Origin of the sequence: Caulobacter sp. UC70_42 (assembly GCF_044056025.1) — a bacterium.
In the GTDB taxonomy this organism is placed as follows: domain Bacteria; phylum Pseudomonadota; class Alphaproteobacteria; order Caulobacterales; family Caulobacteraceae; genus Caulobacter.
Genome location: NZ_CP171994.1, coordinates 2,334,576 through 2,350,784 on the forward strand (window position 1 = coordinate 2,334,576; position 16,209 = coordinate 2,350,784).

The 16,209-nt window shown below is 69.6% G+C and carries 16 protein-coding genes and 3 pseudogenes; 18 read left to right on the forward strand and 1 reads right to left on the reverse strand.

Annotated features, from left to right (window positions below; all coding sequences use genetic code 11):
* Positions 1-112: 112 nt before the first annotated feature.
* From ruvC to ACHMW8_RS11915, 18 genes and pseudogenes are all read left to right on the forward strand, one after another.
* Positions 113-619, forward strand: a complete 507-nt coding sequence (gene ruvC, locus ACHMW8_RS11830) for a crossover junction endodeoxyribonuclease RuvC (RefSeq protein WP_199743594.1) — start codon at positions 113-115, stop codon at positions 617-619.
* Positions 616-1,234 (forward strand): annotated as a pseudogene (ruvA, locus tag ACHMW8_RS11835) (Holliday junction branch migration protein RuvA). Before ruvC ends, ruvA begins: the two are co-directional and overlap by 4 nt.
* A 115-nt stretch (positions 1,235-1,349) precedes the next feature.
* Positions 1,350-2,385: pseudogene (gene ruvB, locus ACHMW8_RS11840) on the forward strand (Holliday junction branch migration DNA helicase RuvB).
* A 7-nt stretch (positions 2,386-2,392) separates the two neighbouring features.
* Positions 2,393-3,217, forward strand: a complete 825-nt coding sequence (locus ACHMW8_RS11845; RefSeq protein WP_395445655.1) for an FtsW/RodA/SpoVE family cell cycle protein — start codon at positions 2,393-2,395, stop codon at positions 3,215-3,217.
* Positions 3,214-3,681: a tol-pal system-associated acyl-CoA thioesterase gene (ybgC, locus tag ACHMW8_RS11850; protein ID WP_395445656.1), complete on the forward strand. Its 468-nt coding sequence runs from the start codon at positions 3,214-3,216 to the stop codon at positions 3,679-3,681. The genes ACHMW8_RS11845 and ybgC overlap by 4 nt, the downstream gene beginning before the upstream one ends.
* 175 nt (positions 3,682-3,856) lie before the next feature.
* A complete protein-coding gene (tolQ, locus tag ACHMW8_RS11855; protein WP_125159123.1) occupies positions 3,857-4,555 on the forward strand; it encodes a protein TolQ in 699 nt (232 codons plus the stop codon).
* Between the two features lie 4 nt (positions 4,556-4,559).
* Positions 4,560-5,078 (forward strand): ExbD/TolR family protein, encoded by a 519-nt coding sequence (locus ACHMW8_RS11860; protein WP_395445657.1) that lies wholly within the window; start codon positions 4,560-4,562, stop codon positions 5,076-5,078.
* A gap of 7 nt (positions 5,079-5,085) precedes the next feature.
* Positions 5,086-5,901: an energy transducer TonB gene (locus ACHMW8_RS11865; protein WP_395445658.1), complete on the forward strand. Its 816-nt coding sequence runs from the start codon at positions 5,086-5,088 to the stop codon at positions 5,899-5,901.
* A gap of 29 nt (positions 5,902-5,930) precedes the next feature.
* Entirely contained in the window at positions 5,931-7,229 is a 1,299-nt protein-coding gene (tolB, locus tag ACHMW8_RS11870) for a Tol-Pal system beta propeller repeat protein TolB (protein ID WP_125159120.1), read from the forward strand.
* Positions 7,230-7,422: 193 nt separating this feature from the next.
* A complete protein-coding gene (gene pal / locus ACHMW8_RS11875; RefSeq protein ID WP_125159219.1) occupies positions 7,423-7,989 on the forward strand; it encodes a peptidoglycan-associated lipoprotein Pal in 567 nt (188 codons plus the stop codon).
* A gap of 78 nt (positions 7,990-8,067) precedes the next feature.
* Positions 8,068-8,952, forward strand: coding sequence for a tol-pal system protein YbgF (ybgF, locus tag ACHMW8_RS11880; protein WP_125159119.1), 885 nt, complete (start codon positions 8,068-8,070; stop codon positions 8,950-8,952).
* Positions 8,943-10,161: pseudogene (gene tilS, locus ACHMW8_RS11885) on the forward strand (tRNA lysidine(34) synthetase TilS). Before ybgF ends, tilS begins: the two are co-directional and overlap by 10 nt.
* Before the next feature lie 78 nt (positions 10,162-10,239).
* A complete protein-coding gene (gene ftsH, locus ACHMW8_RS11890; protein ID WP_125159117.1) occupies positions 10,240-12,123 on the forward strand; it encodes an ATP-dependent zinc metalloprotease FtsH in 1,884 nt (627 codons plus the stop codon).
* A gap of 78 nt (positions 12,124-12,201) precedes the next feature.
* Complete coding sequence (folP, locus tag ACHMW8_RS11895) at positions 12,202-13,011, forward strand: dihydropteroate synthase (RefSeq protein WP_125159116.1); 810 nt, start codon at positions 12,202-12,204, stop codon at positions 13,009-13,011.
* Between the two features lie 77 nt (positions 13,012-13,088).
* Positions 13,089-13,445 carry a response regulator gene (locus tag ACHMW8_RS11900; protein WP_125159115.1) on the forward strand — a complete coding sequence of 119 codons (357 nt, stop codon included), beginning with the start codon at positions 13,089-13,091 and terminating at the stop codon, positions 13,443-13,445.
* Positions 13,446-13,489: 44 nt separating this feature from the next.
* A complete protein-coding gene (thiD, locus tag ACHMW8_RS11905; protein WP_395445659.1) occupies positions 13,490-14,305 on the forward strand; it encodes a bifunctional hydroxymethylpyrimidine kinase/phosphomethylpyrimidine kinase in 816 nt (271 codons plus the stop codon).
* Positions 14,302-14,886: a nucleotidyltransferase family protein gene (locus ACHMW8_RS11910; protein WP_125159113.1), complete on the forward strand. Its 585-nt coding sequence runs from the start codon at positions 14,302-14,304 to the stop codon at positions 14,884-14,886. Before thiD ends, ACHMW8_RS11910 begins: the two co-directional genes overlap by 4 nt.
* Before the next feature lie 76 nt (positions 14,887-14,962).
* Positions 14,963-15,787, forward strand: a complete 825-nt coding sequence (locus tag ACHMW8_RS11915; protein WP_395445660.1) for a PhzF family phenazine biosynthesis protein — start codon at positions 14,963-14,965, stop codon at positions 15,785-15,787.
* On the opposite strand, the gene ACHMW8_RS11920 is transcribed toward ACHMW8_RS11915, so the two are convergent.
* Positions 15,784-16,125 carry a hypothetical protein gene (locus ACHMW8_RS11920; RefSeq protein WP_395445661.1) on the reverse strand — a complete coding sequence of 114 codons (342 nt, stop codon included), beginning with the start codon at positions 16,123-16,125 and terminating at the stop codon, positions 15,784-15,786. The two genes, ACHMW8_RS11915 and ACHMW8_RS11920, sit on opposite strands and share 4 nt — an antisense overlap.
* Positions 16,126-16,209: the final 84 nt, after the last annotated feature.

The window sequence follows — 16,209 nt, forward strand, 5'->3', positions numbered from 1 at the left end:
CCCAATGAAGCTTGGGCGCGAACAGAGCTTGCCTGACGGCCGCGCGCAAGGGCCGGCGTTTACCGCTCGTTAGGAATGCTGGGGCTTTTCCTGAAGGGCGGAAACGACGATGGTGCGAGAACACATGATGAACGCGATTCGCATCCTCGGTCTCGATCCGGGCCTCCGCCGCACGGGCTGGGGCGTCGTCAGCGTGCTGGGTTCGCGGGTGACGCATGTGGCTCACGGCGTGATCGCCCCGGACGACAAGGCCGCCTTTTCCGACCGTCTGCTGCACCTGTTCGAGGGCATCTGCGCGGTGATCGAGCAGTACAGGCCCGACGAGGCGGCGGTCGAGGAGACCTTCGTCAACACCAACGCCCAGTCGACGCTGAAGCTGGGCCACGCCCGCGCCGCCGCCATGATCGCGCCGGCCCGGGCCGGGCTGCTCGTGGCCGAATATTCCAACGCCATGGTCAAGAAGGCGGTGGTGGGAACCGGCGGCGCCGACAAGGCCCAGATCGCCTTCATGATCGCCCGCCTGCTGCCGACGGCCGGCTCGCCGACGGCCGACGCCGCCGACGCGCTCGCCGTGGCCATCGCCCACGCCCACGCCCGCACCGCCCGGAGAGTCGCATGATTGGGCGTCTGCGCGGCGCCGTCGCCGAGGTCGGCGAGGAAGAGGCCCTAATCGACGTCATGGGCGTCGGCTATGTCGTCCGCTGCGGCCACCGCACGCTGCAGCGCCTGCCGGCCCTGGGCGAGGAGACTTCTGCTGCACATCGAAAGCCAGTGGAGCGAGAGCGCGGGCCTGCGGCTCTACGGTTTCGCCACCCGCGAGGACCGCAAGGCCTTCGTGCTGCTGCAGGCGATCCAGGGCGTCGGGCCCAAGGCCGCCATGGCGGTGCTGGACGTGCTGTCGCCAGCCGAGCTGGCGTCGGCGGTGGCTCGCGAGGACAAGGCCGCTGTCGGCCGCGCCAACGGCGTGGGGCCCAAGCTCGCCCTGCGCATCGTCACCGAGCTCAAGGACAAGCCGATCACCGACGGACCTGTGCTGACGAGCGCGCCGGCTTCGGGCTCGCCGTCCGCGCCCGCCAAGCCCGCGCCGACCGGTGACGCCGTCGCCGCCCTGATGGGCCTGGGCGTCGCCGAGGTGAACGCCCGCCGCGTCGTCGAGGCCGCCGCCGATCGCCTGGGCGAAGAGGCGACTGTCCAGGCTCTGATCAAGGCCGGCCTGCAGGAGCTTGGACGATGAGGCTCCCCCCACCTGACCGCTTTGCGGTCGTCCGCCACCGAAGGCGGGCGGAAGGCGTCCGATCCTTCATCCCCCTCCGGGGGAGGAGCGCCGAAGGCGCGGAGGGGGCCGGTCAATGACCCGCGTCATCTCCGGCGAGCCGCAGCACGGCGATCAGGTTCCGGCCACCGACCGCGCCCTGCGCCCGCAGACCCTCGCCGAGTTCGTCGGCCAGGAGCAGGCCAAGGGCAATCTCCGCATCTTCATCGAGGCGGCCAAGGGCCGCGCCGAATCCCTGGACCACGTCCTGCTGTTCGGCCCGCCGGGCCTGGGCAAGACCACCCTGGCCCAGATCATCGCGCGCGAACTGGGCGTCAATTTCCGCGCCACCTCCGGCCCGGTGCTGAATAAGCCCGGCGACCTGGCCGCGATCCTGACCAATCTCGAGCCGAACGACGTCCTGTTCATCGACGAGATCCACCGCCTGTCGTCGAACGTTCGAGGAGATCCTCTATCCGGCCATGGAGGACCATGTGCTGGACCTGGTGATCGGCGAGGGACCGTCGGCGCGCTCTATCCGCATCGATCTGGCGCCCTTCACCCTGGTGGCCGCGACGACCCGGGCGGGGATGCTGGCGACGCCGCTGCGCGACCGCTTCGGCATCCCGATCCGGCTGGAGTTCTACACCCCCGCCGAGCTGCGCCACGTGCTGCTGGGCGCGGCTCGCAAGATGGGCGCGCCGCTGTCCGAGGATGGCGCCGACGAGATCGCCAAGCGGGCGCGCGGCACCCCGCGCGTCGCCGGCCGCCTGCTGCGCCGGGTCCGCGACTTCGCCACCGCCGACGGCGCGGCCGTCATCGACCGCAAGGCCGCCGGCCTGGCCCTGGCCCGCCTGGAGGTCGACGAGGTCGGCCTCGACAGCCTCGATCGCCGCTATCTGCGCGCCCTGATCGAGCACTATGGCGGCGGCCCGGCCGGGGTCGAGACCATCGCCTACGCCATCGCCGAGGCCCGCGACGCCGTCGAGGACGTCATCGAGCCGTATCTGATGCAGCAGGGCTTCATCCAGCGCACCCCGCGCGGCCGTGTCGCCTGCGGCAAGGCCTATCTGCACCTTGGCCTGAAAGCGCCGCCGGCCCCGACGGGGCAGGGCGGCCTGTTCGACGAGTAGAACCGCCATGCGCAAGGCCGCCGTCACGCTGCAGGTCGTGGCCACCCTGGCCATCTCGGTCCTGGCGATCCGCGCCGCCGGCGGATCGTCCTCGGCGATGGTCCTCCAGGTCGCCGCCGGCTTAGCCGGGGCGCTCCTGGCGCTCGTTGTCGCCTGGCGCGTCCGGCCGCCGGGGCGCGTCGCCGCCGTGATCGTGCTCGCGCTGACGCTGGCCATCGAGGCCTATATCCTGGTCGCCGGCGTCTCGATGGAAGGCGTCCGCCGCTGGGTGGCCCTCGGACCGCTGCAACTGCACGCCGCCTCGCTGCTGGTCCCGCTGGCTGCCTGGACCGCCGCTCAGCGCCTCGACGCTATCGCCGCCGTGCTTCTGGCCGCGACCCTGGCGGTCCTCGCCGCCCAGCCCGATGCGGCGTCCGTGCTGGCCCTGACCCTGGCGCTCGGCGCCGTGGCCCTGGTCGACAGGTCCAAGCGCCGGATCGCCGGTATGCTTGTCATTCTTGGCGCGGCCGGTGTCGCCTGGGCGCTGAGCCGGCCCGATCCCCTACCGGCCGTCGATCACGTCGAGCTGGTCGTCCGCCGGGCCTTCGAGGCCTCGCCCACGATGGGCTCGCTCGCGACGGTCGCCCTGATCGCAGTGCCGATGGCCATGCTTTGGAGCCGCCGCGCCCCCGCCGCCCTGGCCCTCGCCGCCGCCTGGGCGGGCTTCGTCCTCGCCAACCTGATCGCCAACTACCCGGCGCCGGTGATCGGCGCGGGAGCGGCCCCAGTGCTGGGGTGGTTGATGTCCGTGGGGCTGACGTTCGCGACGCCAGCGGTTAAGCAGTCCCCATGACCACCCCGCCCGAACCCACCGCCCTTGAACCGACGGCCGGCGTGTTCTCCGGCCGCGAGCATCAGTTGCCCGTGCGGATCTACTACGAAGACACCGACTTCTCGGGGATCGTCTATCACGCCAACTACCTGCGCTATCTGGAGCGGGGGCGCAGCGACTTCTTCCGCATGGTCGGTATCTCGCACACGGCGCTGGCCAAGGCCGACACGGCGTTCGCGATCATCCACATGACCCTGGACTTCAAGCGCTCGGCGCGGATCGATGACGCCCTTGTGGTGCGGACGACCTATGACCGGGTGAAGGGCGCGCGGCTGTACGTCACCCAGAAGGTGACACGCGGCGACGCGGTGCTGATCGAGGCCCGGGCCGAGGCGGTCTGCATCACCCTGGACGGCCGTCCGCGCCGGCCCACCGCCGAGATGCTGGCCCAGCTGGCGCCCTGGCTGGTCCGCGACGGCGAATAAACAAACATCGTTTTTCGGGATCGCTCGGCGATTGTCATAGTTTCACCCAAGCGTCGCTTCATGCCATACGGCGCGTGCTAGAGCGTGACAGCCAAAAGTGGACACCGGTTTTGGCGACCGTCACGCTCCAAATGTAGAATTGTTCTTCTAGACGCCCCAACGGAGCCAAACCCGCATGGACGCCTCGGCAGCCGCCCCGAATTTCTCGTTCTTCGCCTTGTTCATGCAAGCCGACTGGGTCGTGAAGGCCGTCATGATCGGTCTGATCCTGGCGTCTCTGGGCTCGTGGGCCGTGATCCTGGACAAGCTGGTTCGCTTCGCCGGCCTGAACCGCGCCGCCGATCGTTTCGAGGAGCAGGTTTCGGGCGGGCGTTCGCTGGAGGACGTCGCGGGCGAGGCCGGCGCCAATCCGCGCCACGCCCTGCCGCGCATGCTGCAGGCGGCCCTGAAGGAATGGCGCGACGCCAAGACCAAGGGCGCGATGAGCGAGAACCAGGCCGGTTTCCTGATCGCCCGCATCGACCGCATTCTGGACGCCCAGATCGCCCGCGAGAACGCCAAGGTCGAGGAAGGCCTCGGCAGCCTGGCCATTGTCGCCACCGCCAGCCCGTTCATCGGCCTGTTCGGCACCGTCTGGGGCATCATGCACGCCTTCCAGAACATCGCGATCTCGAAGAACACTTCGCTGGCCGTCGTGGCCCCGTCGATCGCCGAGGCGCTGTTCGCCACGGCCGTGGGCCTGATCGCCGCCATCCCGGCCTATATCGCCTACAACAAGTTCTCGACCGACGCGGGCAAGTACGCCGGTCGCCTGGAAGGCTTCGCCGACGATCTGTCGACCGCGATCCAGCGTCGCCTGTCGGACCGGGTCTAGACCGATGGCGATGTCGTCCAACGACGCCTTCGCGACCGGCGGCAGGGGCCGTCGTCGTCGCGGCCGTCGCTCGCGCGGGGCCCTGTCCGAGATCAACGTCACCCCGCTGGTCGACGTGATGCTGGTGCTGCTGATCATCTTCATGATCAGCGCGCCGCTGCTGACCGCCGGCGTGCCGCTGGAGCTGCCCAAGACCGAAGCCGCCGCCCTGCAGAACCAGGACGAGCCGATCACGGTGTCGATCAACCGCGAAGGCAAGATCTTCGTCGGCGAGACCGAGATCCCGTTCCAGAACCTGGCGCCGCGCCTGACCGCCATCGCCGGCAGCGGCTACAGCAAGCCAATCTTCGTCCGCGCGGACGGCGGAGCGACCTATGCGGTCGTCGCCCAGGTGATGGCGGGCCTGTCGAACGCGGGCTTCAGCAAGATCAACCTGATCACCGAGACGGGCGGTCCCTCCACGGGCGCGGCCCCGAAGGACGCTCAGCCGGAGGGCTCGGGCGACCTGCGGCCGGCTCAGTAGGATCGGCATGAGCGCTCGCCGCGAACCCCAGATCTCTCCGGGCCTGCTGGCCTCGATCGCGCTGCACGGAGCCGTGGCGGCGCTGATCGTGTTTGGCCTGCCGTGGAAGCAATCCAAGCCGATCACTATCGGCGAGTCCGTGCCGGTGACCATCGTCACCAACGGCCCGACCAATGTGCGACCCGCCGAGGAAGCGCCGGAGGAGCAGACGGCCCAGACGCCGGATCCGGTTCCGGAAGCCACGCCGCAGCCGCCGGCCCCGACGCCCGCGCCGACCCCGACCCCGGCGCCGGCTCCGCCGCCCAAGCCGACCCCGACGCCCAAGCCCGCGCCGACTCCGACGCCGGCCAAGCCGACCCCGACTCAGAAGAAGCCCGACACCGACTTCTTCGCCTCGCTTGAGGCCTCGATCGCCAAGTCCAAGAAGGCGACCGGCAAGCCGACGGCCAACGCGCCCAAGGGGCCGGCGCGCGCGGAGACCTCGGTCTCGGCCCGTCCGGCCATGGGCGCGGCCACCGGCCTCTCGGCCGCGGCCCTGGGCCGCCTGCAGGGCGAGGTCCAGGACCGCTGGAACCCCAACTGCGAGGTCGAAGGCGGCGCCAACGTCAATGTCCGCGTGGTGTTCGTGATCGGACCGGGCGGCCGGGTCGTCGGTCAGCCGGAGTCGCCGGGCACGTCCTCGCCCGATCCCGTGGTGAAGGCGGCTTCGGACCGCGCCATCCGCGCGCTGTTCGCCGCCTCGCCGTTCGCCTACCTGCCGTCCGACCTGTACGGTCAGAAAATCGCCCTGAACTTCAACGCAAAACAGGCCTGTTCGCGTTGATGCCGGGAAGGATCAAGAAGGAGACCTCGATGCGCTTGAAAGCCCTGGTGCTCATGGCCGCCGTCCTGTTGGGCGGCGCGGCCTTCGTCACGCCGGCCGCCGCGCAGATCGAGGTCGACATCAACGCCGGCGCGGTCAAGCCGCTGCCGATCGCGGTTCCCGCCTTCTCCGGCACGACGCGCGGGGCCGAGATCGCCCAGGTCATCACCGGCAATCTCGAGCGTTCGGGTCTGTTCCAGCCGCTGAACGTGACGGGCGTGCCGGACAAGCTGCAGGACGTCAACGTTCAGCCGCGCTTCCCCGACTGGCAGGCGACCGGGGCCCAGGCCCTGATCAACGGCCAGGTCACGGTCGGCGCCGACGGCGGCCTGCGCGTCGACTTCCGCCTGTGGGACGTGTTCAGCCAGCAGCAGCTGCTGGGCCTGCAGTTCAGCTCGACGCCCGACAACTGGCGCCGGGTCGCCCACAAGATCAGCGACGCCGTCTATGAGCGCCTGACCGGCGAGAAGGGCTATTTCGACACCCGCGTGGCCTTCGTCGCCGAAAGCGGTCCGAAGCTGGCGCGCGTCAAGCGCCTGGCGATCATGGACCAGGACGGCGCCAACCCGCAGTACCTGACGGACGGCTCGTACATCGTGATGACGCCGCGCTTCTCGTCGACCAGCCAGGAACTGACCTATATGGCCCTGCGGCCGACCGGCTCGTCGATCTACCTGCTGAATCTCGAGACCAGCCGCCAGGAAACGGTCGGCAAGTTCCCGGGCATGGTGTTCGCCCCGCGCTTCTCGCCCGACGGCAGCAAGGTGGCCTTCTCGGTCGAGAAGGCCGGCAATAGCGACATCTATCTGATGGACCTGCGCAGCCGCGTCACCACCCGCATCACCACCGACCCGGCCATCGACACCTCGCCGTCATTCTCGCCGGACGGAACCAAGATCGCCTTCAACTCCGACCGCGGCGGCCAGGCCCAGCTTTATGTGATGAATACCGACGGCTCGGGCGTGCGTCGCATTTCGTATGGCGGCGGCCGCTACACCACTCCGGTCTGGAGCCCGCGCGGCGACTTCATCGCCTTCACCAAGCAGACGGGCGGCGAGTTCCATATCGGCGTCATGCGCCCCGACGGAAGCGATGAGCGCCTGCTGACCACCAGCTATCTGGACGAGGGCCCGACCTGGGCGCCGAACGGCCGGGTGCTGATGTTCTTCCGCGAGGCCTCGGCCGGCAATCCCAAGCTCTGGACGGTGGACATCACCGGACGGATCCTGCGGCCGGCGGCCTATGGAGGCTCGGGCTCGGATCCGGCTTGGTCTCCGCTGCTCGACTAATTGACACATCCATGGGGCAACCTGAACGCCGCACAGGCGTTCAAGGCGCAGGTTCCGGCCCGTGGACTGTTCGCGCCGGAAGTGAATCATCATCGTCCGACGAGCATCTGACATCATTGTGAGGCTTGGTCAGGCATTTCATGGGTCCATTCCAAGCGTTGCGCAGGTATGGATCAGGTCCAGAGTTCGTAGACTGAGGAGAAACTGGATGAGCTTCGACACCCAGCGCGCCATTAGACTGGCGCTCGTCGGCGTGGCAGCCGCCTCGCTCGCCGCCTGCGCTTCGCGTCCGAAGCCCCAGCCCGCCGCGCCGGCGCCAGAGCCGACGCCGGCCGCGCCGAGCAATCCTTACACCCCGCCGCCGCAGCCGCCGGTGTCGAGCGGCGTGCTGCCGGGCTCGGTCCAGGACTTCGTCGTCAATGTCGGCGATCGCGTCTATTTCGACACCGACGAATATTCGGTCCGCGCCGACGCCCAGCCGGTTCTGGCCGGCCAGGCTCAGTGGCTGAACCGCTACCCGCAGGTCCGCGTCCGCATCGAAGGCAACGCCGACGAACGCGGCACCCGCGAGTACAACCTGGCGCTCGGCGCCCGCCGCGCGAACGCCGTGCGTGACTTCCTGATCGGCCAAGGCGTCGCCGCCGCCCGCATCGAGACCATTTCGTTCGGCAAGGAACGCCCGATCGACGCCGGCTCGAGCGAAGAGGCCTGGGCCAAGAACCGTAACGGCCACACGGCCATCACGGACGGCGCCCGCTAACATCGCGCTACAACGGGGCGGCCCTGCGAACGCAAGGCCGCCCTAGTTTTGTCCAGTCCCTACCGGTAGATCACGGTCATGAAGCTGAAACCCGCTCTGCTCGCCGTCCTGTTGGCCACCACTTGCCCCATCGGCGCCGCCGTGGCCGTCGCCCAGACTCCGCTGCCCGCCGAGGATCCGCTTGACGATCGCTCGGTCAAGCGCGTCGAGCGCATGGAGAAGGTGGTGCGCGAGCTGCGGTCGATCGTCTTCCAGGGGCGCGACACCGGCAAGCCCGTCGTCGTCCAGCCGGCCGAGACCGACGCCCAGATCGCCGCCCTGAACGACCGGGTCAGCGATCTGGAGAAGACCCTGACCCGGCTGAACGGCCAGAACGAGGCCGCCAATTTCGAGCTGACCAAGGCCAATCGCGCCGCCGCCGACCAGAAGGCGCGCGCCGATCTGCTGGAGCAGCGCCTGGCCGCGCTGGAGAAGTCGATCGCCGACATGCAGGCCGCCGCGGCGGCCCAGGTCGGCGCCCAAGGAACCGGAGGAATGGCCCTTGCCGGTGGAACCCCGCCGCCGCCGGCGCCGCCGGCCGATCCGGCGGTGGCTTTCAAGCAGGCCAAGGATCTGCTGCTGGCCGGAGATTACGCCAACGCAGAACAGGCCTTCGCGGCCTATGTGAACAACTATCCGGACAGCGCCAAGGCGCCGGAAGCCCGCTATTGGCAGGGCGAGACCCTGTTCGTGCGCGAGGCCTATACGGACGCCGCCGGCGCCTATATCGGCGCGATCCGCGGCTGGCCGCAGACCAGCTGGGCGCCCGACGCGACGCTGAAGCTGGCTCGTTCGATGGTGGCCCTGAGAAAGACCACCGAGGCCTGCCGCACGCTGGACGAGCTGGCCAAGCGCTACCCGAAGGCTTCGGCCCAGATCACTTCGCGCGCGGCCTCGACCCGCGTCGCGGCCAAGTGCGCCTAGAGACGGTCCGAGCCGCCCTCGAACAGGCGGCTCGATCGCGGCTCCTCCGCGCCGATCGCCGTCGGATTTTCCGGCGGCGGCGACTCTCTCTTCCTGTTGAAGGCGGTTCTGGATTGGGCCGGCGATCGGCCCGTGCTGGCGCTGGTGGTCGATCATCGGCTTCAGCCCGACAGCGCCCGCTGGACCGCCGAAGCCGTCGCCAAGGCGCGGGCGCTGGGCGCGGCGGCGACAGCGCTCGCCTGGACCGGCGACAAGCCCTCGACGGGATTGCCCGCCGCGGCCCGCCGCGCGCGTCACGCCCTGCTGGCTACTGCCGCCCGCGAGGCCGGGGCCAAGGTCCTGCTGCTGGGCCACACCGCCAGCGATCTGGCTGAGGGCGCAGCGATGCGGGCCGAGGGTTCGACCGTCTCCGATCCCCGCGAATGGGCGCCGTCGCCGGTCTGGCCGGAGGGGCGGGGCGTTTTCCTGTTGCGGCCGCTGCTGGGCCTGACCCGCGACGCGATCCGGCTGGCCCTGGCCGAGCAGGGCGAGACCTGGCTGGACGACCCCGCCAACGAGGATCTCCGCTATGCCCGGGCGCGGGCCAGGGCGTCGGGCGTCGCCGAGGCCGCGCCGGCCCAGGCCGTTTCGCGCCGTCCGCCGACCTTCCACGTCGACCGCGCCGGAGCCATTCGCCTGCCGCGCGACGTCGCCGCCGCCCATCTGGCCGCCGCATTGCTGTGCGCCGCAGGAACCGAAAGGCCGCCGAGGGGCGAGCGGCTGGCGCGGTTGGTAGAGCGTCTAGGCTCTGACGAAAGCTTCGCCGCCACCCTGTCCGGCGCGCGGATCGAGGCGGGGGACGACGTCCTGATCTGCCGCGACGCCGGCGAGATCGCGCGCGGCGGCCTTGCCCCGCTGGACCTCGCTCCGGGCCAGACCCGCGTCTGGGACGGCCGCTGGGACGTCACCGCCGGGACCGAGGCGCTGACCGTCGGCGCCTTGAAGGGCGGAGCCTCCCATCTTTCGCCCGATCAGCGCGCCGCGCTGTCCGCCATCCCGACGCCGGCCCGTCCTGGCCTGCCTTTGATCGCCCCCCTTGGCGCGGCGCCGTATTGCCCCGCGCTTGACGGCCCGGACCTTGCAGCCGAAGGAAGGGCGCGCGCGCGTCCGCTCGTTCTGGATCGTTTCAAGGCCGCGATCGGCCTAATCGACCAAGAATCCGTGACCTGATGTCACGTCCATGGCGCAAGCGCGCGTGACCTCCTATCTTGGGAGGTCAAGAACCTATTCGTTGGGAAGACGAAGCGTATGAATTTCCGGAACCTGGCCATCTGGCTGGTGATCGTCGCGGTGCTGGCGGGCGTGTTCGTCGTCAGTCAGAACGCCCGCACGAAGGGCGGCGGCGAGATAAGCTATTCGCAGCTCCTCAAGGACGTCGACGCGGGCAAGATCAAGTCCGCCGAGATCGCCGGCCAGACCGTCATGGCCAAGGGCGCCGACGGCAAGGTGCTCACGGTCAACGCGCCGCTGAACTCCGACGAACTGGTCAACCGCATGGTGGCCAAGAACGCCGACGTGAAGTTCAAGAGCGGCTCGATCAGCTTCCTGGCCATCGTGGTCCAGCTGCTGCCGATCCTGCTGGTCGTGGGCGTCTGGTTGTTCTTCATGCGCCAGATGCAGGGCGGGGCGAAGGGCGCCATGGGCTTCGGCAAGTCCAAGGCCCGCCTGCTGACCGAAAACAAGAACCGCATCACCTTCGAGGATGTCGCGGGCGTCGACGAGGCCAAGGAGGAGCTGCAGGAGGTCGTCGACTTCCTGAAGGATCCGGCCAAGTTCCAGCGCCTGGGCGGCAAGATCCCCAAGGGCGCCCTGCTGGTCGGTCCTCCCGGTACGGGTAAGACCCTGATCGCCCGCGCCGTCGCGGGTGAGGCGGGCGTGCCGTTCTTCACCATTTCCGGTTCCGACTTCGTCGAGATGTTCGTCGGCGTCGGCGCCAGCCGCGTGCGCGACATGTTCGAGCAGGCCAAGAAGAACGCCCCCTGCATCATCTTCATCGACGAAATCGACGCCGTCGGCCGCCATCGCGGCGCCGGCCTGGGCGGCGGCAACGACGAGCGCGAGCAGACCCTCAACCAGCTGCTGGTCGAGATGGACGGCTTCGAGGCCAACGAAGGCATCATCCTGATCGCCGCCACCAACCGTCCTGACGTGCTGGATCCGGCCCTGCTGCGTCCGGGCCGCTTCGACCGCCAGGTCGTGGTGCCGAACCCGGACGTCGCCGGCCGCGAGAAGATCATCCGCGTGCACATGAAGAACGTGCCACTGGCCGCCGATGTCGACGTCAAGACCCTGGCGCGCGGCACCCCGGGCTTCTCGGGCGCGGACCTGGCCAACCTGGTCAACGAAGCCGCCCTGACCGCAGCGCGCAAGAACCGTCGCATGGTCACCATGCACGACTTCGAACACGCCAAGGACAAGGTCATGATGGGCGCCGAGCGCCGCTCGATGGCCATGAGCGACGCCGAGAAAAAGCTGACCGCCTATCACGAGGGCGGCCACGCCCTGGTGGCCCTGCGCGTCCCCGTCGCCGATCCGGTCCACAAGGCCACGATCGTGCCGCGCGGCCGGGCCCTGGGCATGGTCATGCAGCTTCCCGAGGGCGACCGCTACTCGATGAGCTACGACATGATGACCTCGCGCCTGGCCATCATGATGGCGGGCCGGGTCGCCGAGGAGCTGATCTTCGGCAAGGAGAAGATCACCTCGGGCGCGTCCAGCGACATCAGCGCCGCCACCAGCCTGGCCCGCAACATGGTCACCCGTTGGGGCTTCTCCGACGAACTGGGCACGGTGGCCTATGGCGACAACCAGGACGAGGTGTTCCTGGGGCACTCGGTCGCCCGCACCCAGAACGTCTCGCCCGAGACGATGGTCAAGATCGACAGCGAGGTCCGTCGCCTGGTCAAGGGCGGCGAGGACGAGGCTCGCCGGATCCTCACCGAGGAACTGGACCACCTGCACGCGGTGGCCAAGGCCCTGCTGGAGTTCGAGACCTTGAGCGGCGACGAGATCATCGGCGTCATGAAGGGCGAGACCCCCAAGCGCGACGAGGACGAGAGCAACAAGGAGACGGTCAGCGCGCCGTCCCTGGTGCCGCTGTCCCCGGGCGCGGGCGCCAGCGTCACGGCCTAGGCGGACCGAACCTCGACGATCAAAGCCGGCTCGAAAGGGCCGGCTTTTTCTTGGCCGCGCGAGGTCTAGAACCGCGCCATGAACCAGGCCCGCCCCCGCGTCATGGGGATCGTCAACGTCACGCCCGACAGCTTCTCCGACGGCGGCAAGTATCTCGGCGCCGCCGATGGGATCGAGCATGCGCGGCGTCTGATCGCCCAGGGCGCCGACATCCTCGACATAGGCGGCGAGAGCACGCGCCCGGGCGCGGCCCCGGTCTCGGAGTTCGACGAGATCCTGCGCGTGGTCCCGATCATCGAGGCGATCCGCCAGGCCAGCGACATCCCGATCTCGATCGACACCATGAAGCCCGGCGTGGCGCGCGCGGCGATGAGGGCGGGGGCGACCATCTGGAACGACGTGGCCGCCCTGCGCCTGTCGCCCGAGGCGCCCGAGGTCGCCGCCGAACTGGGCTGCGAGGTCGTGCTGATGCACATGCTGGGCGAGCCGGGGACCATGCAGAACGACCCGCGATATGACGACGTGGTCGCCGAGGTCGAGGCCTTCCTGTTGGCGCGGGCCTTCACGGCCATGGCCGCGGGGGTCGCCAAGGAAAAGATCTGGCTGGATCCCGGCATCGGCTTCGGCAAGACCGTGGCCCACAACCTGGCCCTGCTGGCCGCCCTGCCGCGCTTCGTGGCCCTGGGCTATCCGATCCTGCTGGGAGCCAGCCGCAAGCGCTTCATCGCCGGGATCGATCCGTCGGCGGGCGAGGCCACGGACCGCCTCGGCGGCTCCCTGGCCGCGCACCTGGCCGGCGCGGCGGCCGGCGTGGCGGCGGTGCGGGTCCACGACGTGCGCGAGACGGTCCAGGCCCTGGACGTCCAGGCGGCGATCGCCGGCGCTTGAGGCCAGGTCTCGCTTGCCGGTCGGGGAATCACCGCGCTTAAATATTCCGGGGACGGTTCATCGAAGGTTTCGCGGCTATGCGCTCCCGTCACGCCCTGGTCATCGAGGATGAGATCCTGATCGCCATGGAGATCGAGGACCTGCTCAAGACGCAGGGCTTCGCCACGGTCGACATCGCCGACAGCCCGCTGGAGGCGCTCGACAAGGCCCTCCGCCGTAAGCCGGACCTGATCACCGCCGATTACCGCATCGTCGACGGCACCGGGGTCGAGGCGGTGAAGATGATCATGGCCCACCTGGGGCCGATCCCGGTGGTCTATGTCACTGGCCACGCCACGGCCCTGGCCGAGCAGAACGACGACCTCGTGGTCCAGAAGCCGATCCTGCCGCTGGCGCTGGCGGGAGCTTGGCGGCACGCATTGCAGGCCGCGTAGCGGGCCTCTCCCCATCCTTCCGATTTCCCGCCTAAACACCGGGGATGTCAGACGCTCCTCCCACACTCTTCCGGGGCCGGGTCCTCGTCATCGCCGGATCGGATTCCGGCGGCGGCGCGGGGATCCAGGCCGACATCAAGACCGTCACCGCCTTGGGCGGCTACGCGGCCACCGCGATCACCGCCGTGACGGTGCAGAACACCCTGGGCGTCACCGGCGTTCACCCGATCCCCCTGGAGGTCATCGCCGCTCAGGCCCGGGCGGTGCTGGACGACATCGGCGCCGACGCGATCAAGACCGGCATGCTGGGCGACGTCGGGGTGGTCGAGACCGTGGCCTCCGCGATCGATCACGCGGGCCAGATCCCGGTCGTCGTCGATCCCGTGATGATCGCCAAGGGCGGCGCGCCGCTGCTGGCCGAGGCCGCCATCGGCGCGGTGAAGAGCCTGATGATTCCGCGCGCGGCCCTGCTGACCCCCAACGCCCCCGAGGCCGCCGCCCTGACGGGCCTGTCGGTCGAGACCACCGACGACCTGCGCCGGGCGGGCGAGGCGCTGTTGACCCTGGGCGCCAAGGCCGTGCTGATGAAGGGCGGCCACGTGCCGGGTGAGCGCGTCGTCGACGTGCTGATGACCGCCGAGGGCGAGACCACCTTCGAGGGCGAGCGGATCGAGACCCGTCACACCCACGGCACCGGCTGCACCTTGGCCAGCGCCTGCGCCACGGGCCTGGCCCAGGGGCTGTCGCTGAACGCGGCCGTCGCCCGGGCCTGGAACTATGTCCACGAGGCCATGCTGCGCGCGCCCGGCTTCGGCGCCGGCCACGGACCCCTCGACCACGGCTGGACGCTGCGCCGATGACCGACACGCTCGAAGACCGCCTGCGCGAGATCGTCCGCGCCACGCCCACCACCTGGGAGGTGCTGCGCACCGTCCGGGAGCTCGATCTGCCCGACTGGATGATCTTCTCCGGCGCGATCTATCAGCCGGTCTGGAACGCCCTGACCGGCCGCGATCTCGCCTACGGCATCAAGGACTACGACGTCGCCTATCACGACGACAGCGACACCAGCTACGAGGCCGAGGACGTGGTCATCCAGCGCGTCGCCGCCGCCTTCGAGCCGCCGCTGCGTGACCTGGTCGAGGTCCGTAACCAGGCGAGGGTTCATCTCTGGTTCGAGAAGAAGTTCGGCGCCGACGAGCCCTATCCGCCGCTGGAGGACAGCGCCGCGGCCCTGAAGCGCTTCGTGGCCACCGCCTTCTGCGTCGGCGTGCGGCTGGAGCGTGACGACTCCCTGAGCGTCTGGGCGCCGTTCGGTCTGGACGACCTCTTCGCTATGCGCCTGCGGCCCAATCCGCTCAGGGTGAAGGGCGCGGGCGGCTGGGAGCGCACGACGGGTTCGGCCAAGGCGCGCTGGCCGGAGATCACCGTCGAAGGCTGATTGTCACGAGGACAATAAAGCCTTTGCCGCCTGCGTTCTCCGCGCATAACAGCGATGTCCAGCTTGGGAGATCGCTATGCGCCAGTGGACCATCGACGCCTTCGCCGCCGGACCGTTCAAGGGCAACCCGGCCTGCGTGGTCGAGCCGTTCGAGGCCTGGCCCTCGGCCGACTGGATGCAGGCCCTGGCGGCCGAGAACAACCAGGCCGAGACGGCCTATCTGCTGAAGACCGCCGACCCGGCCCGCTACGGCCTGCGTTGGTTCACGCCGGCCCTGGAAGCGCCGCTGTGCGGTCACGCCACCCTGGCGGCGGCGTACGCCCTGTTCGAGGAACTCTCCGTCGACGTTCCATTGCTGACCTTCGACACCCTTTCGGGGGCCTTGACGGTCAGGCGGACGGGCGAGGGGCTGGAGATGGATTTCCCGGCCGATCCGCCGCGCCGGACCGAGGTCTCGGCCGGACTGGCAGAGGCTCTGGGCGCGGAACCCGTCGAGGTGTGGGCTGGGGCCTATCTGGTCGCGGTGATGGACAGCGAGGCCACGGTCCGCGGCCTCAAGCCCGACCTGGGGCTGATCAAGACGATCGCGGGCGAGGCGAGGGGCGGACCCGGCCAGGTCGTGGTCGTGGCGTCCGCCGATCCTGGCAGGCCCTACGCCGTGGTCAGCCGGTTCTTCGCGCCGGGCTTTGGCATCCCGGAGGACCCGACCACGGGCTCGGCTCACTGCATCCTGACGCCGCTCTACGAGGGCAAGCTGGGCGCCAGTCCGCTGAAGTTCCACCAGGCCTACCCGGGGCGGGGCGGGGACCTGGAATGCGAAAGCCGCGGCGCGCGCGTTCTGTTGCGCGGCCGCGGCTTCACGGTCTTGGAAAGCCGGCTCCGGGTGGAGCCTAACTCTTAGCGACGGGGGCCGTGGCCGTAGCCATAGCCGTAGTCACGGTCGTGACGCTCGTAGCGGATCTGGGCGCTGATGCGGTCGAAGCGGCGATCCAGGTCGGCGCGTTCCCAGCCGCTCAGGCCGCCGCGACGATAGCGGTGCTCCAGGCGCTCGGTCTCGCGCAATTCGGCGCGCAGGCGATAGGCCTCGCCGCGGGTCAGCGAGCCGTTGCGCACGCCGATGTCGATGCGGCGATCGAGCTGAGCCTGGCGGTCGTTGATCGGCTGGGCCGAGGCGATGGCGGGAAGGGCGGCGGCCGACAGGGCCGAGACCGCGGCGATCGAGATCAGGATCTTTTTCATTGGTTCGGTTCCTCTCTGAAACTTGTCCCGTCGCTCCGGAGGGAAGCGACGTTGAGCTAAGAGAAACACGCGGAGCCTGAAGCG

What these genes read in the sequence shown, in the direction of transcription:
- ACHMW8_RS11845 (WP_395445655.1), top strand. Translation starts at nt 2,393, where the DNA reads ATGCGCAAGGCCGCCGTCACGCTGCAGGTCGTGGCCACCCTGGCCATC.
- ybgC (WP_395445656.1), top strand. Translation starts at nt 3,214, where the DNA reads ATGACCACCCCGCCCGAACCCACCGCCCTTGAACCGACGGCCGGCGTG.
- tolQ (WP_125159123.1), top strand. Translation starts at nt 3,857, where the DNA reads ATGGACGCCTCGGCAGCCGCCCCGAATTTCTCGTTCTTCGCCTTGTTC.
- ACHMW8_RS11860 (WP_395445657.1), top strand. Translation starts at nt 4,560, where the DNA reads ATGGCGATGTCGTCCAACGACGCCTTCGCGACCGGCGGCAGGGGCCGT.
- ACHMW8_RS11865 (WP_395445658.1), top strand. Translation starts at nt 5,086, where the DNA reads ATGAGCGCTCGCCGCGAACCCCAGATCTCTCCGGGCCTGCTGGCCTCG.
- tolB (WP_125159120.1), top strand. Translation starts at nt 5,931, where the DNA reads ATGCGCTTGAAAGCCCTGGTGCTCATGGCCGCCGTCCTGTTGGGCGGC.
- ybgF (WP_125159119.1), top strand. Translation starts at nt 8,068, where the DNA reads ATGAAGCTGAAACCCGCTCTGCTCGCCGTCCTGTTGGCCACCACTTGC.
- ftsH (WP_125159117.1), top strand. Translation starts at nt 10,240, where the DNA reads ATGAATTTCCGGAACCTGGCCATCTGGCTGGTGATCGTCGCGGTGCTG.
- folP (WP_125159116.1), top strand. Translation starts at nt 12,202, where the DNA reads ATGAACCAGGCCCGCCCCCGCGTCATGGGGATCGTCAACGTCACGCCC.
- ACHMW8_RS11900 (WP_125159115.1), top strand. Translation starts at nt 13,089, where the DNA reads ATGCGCTCCCGTCACGCCCTGGTCATCGAGGATGAGATCCTGATCGCC.
- thiD (WP_395445659.1), top strand. Translation starts at nt 13,490, where the DNA reads ATGTCAGACGCTCCTCCCACACTCTTCCGGGGCCGGGTCCTCGTCATC.
- ACHMW8_RS11910 (WP_125159113.1), top strand. Translation starts at nt 14,302, where the DNA reads ATGACCGACACGCTCGAAGACCGCCTGCGCGAGATCGTCCGCGCCACG.
- ACHMW8_RS11915 (WP_395445660.1), top strand. Translation starts at nt 14,963, where the DNA reads ATGCGCCAGTGGACCATCGACGCCTTCGCCGCCGGACCGTTCAAGGGC.
- ACHMW8_RS11920 (WP_395445661.1), bottom strand. Translation starts at nt 16,125, where the DNA reads ATGAAAAAGATCCTGATCTCGATCGCCGCGGTCTCGGCCCTGTCGGCC.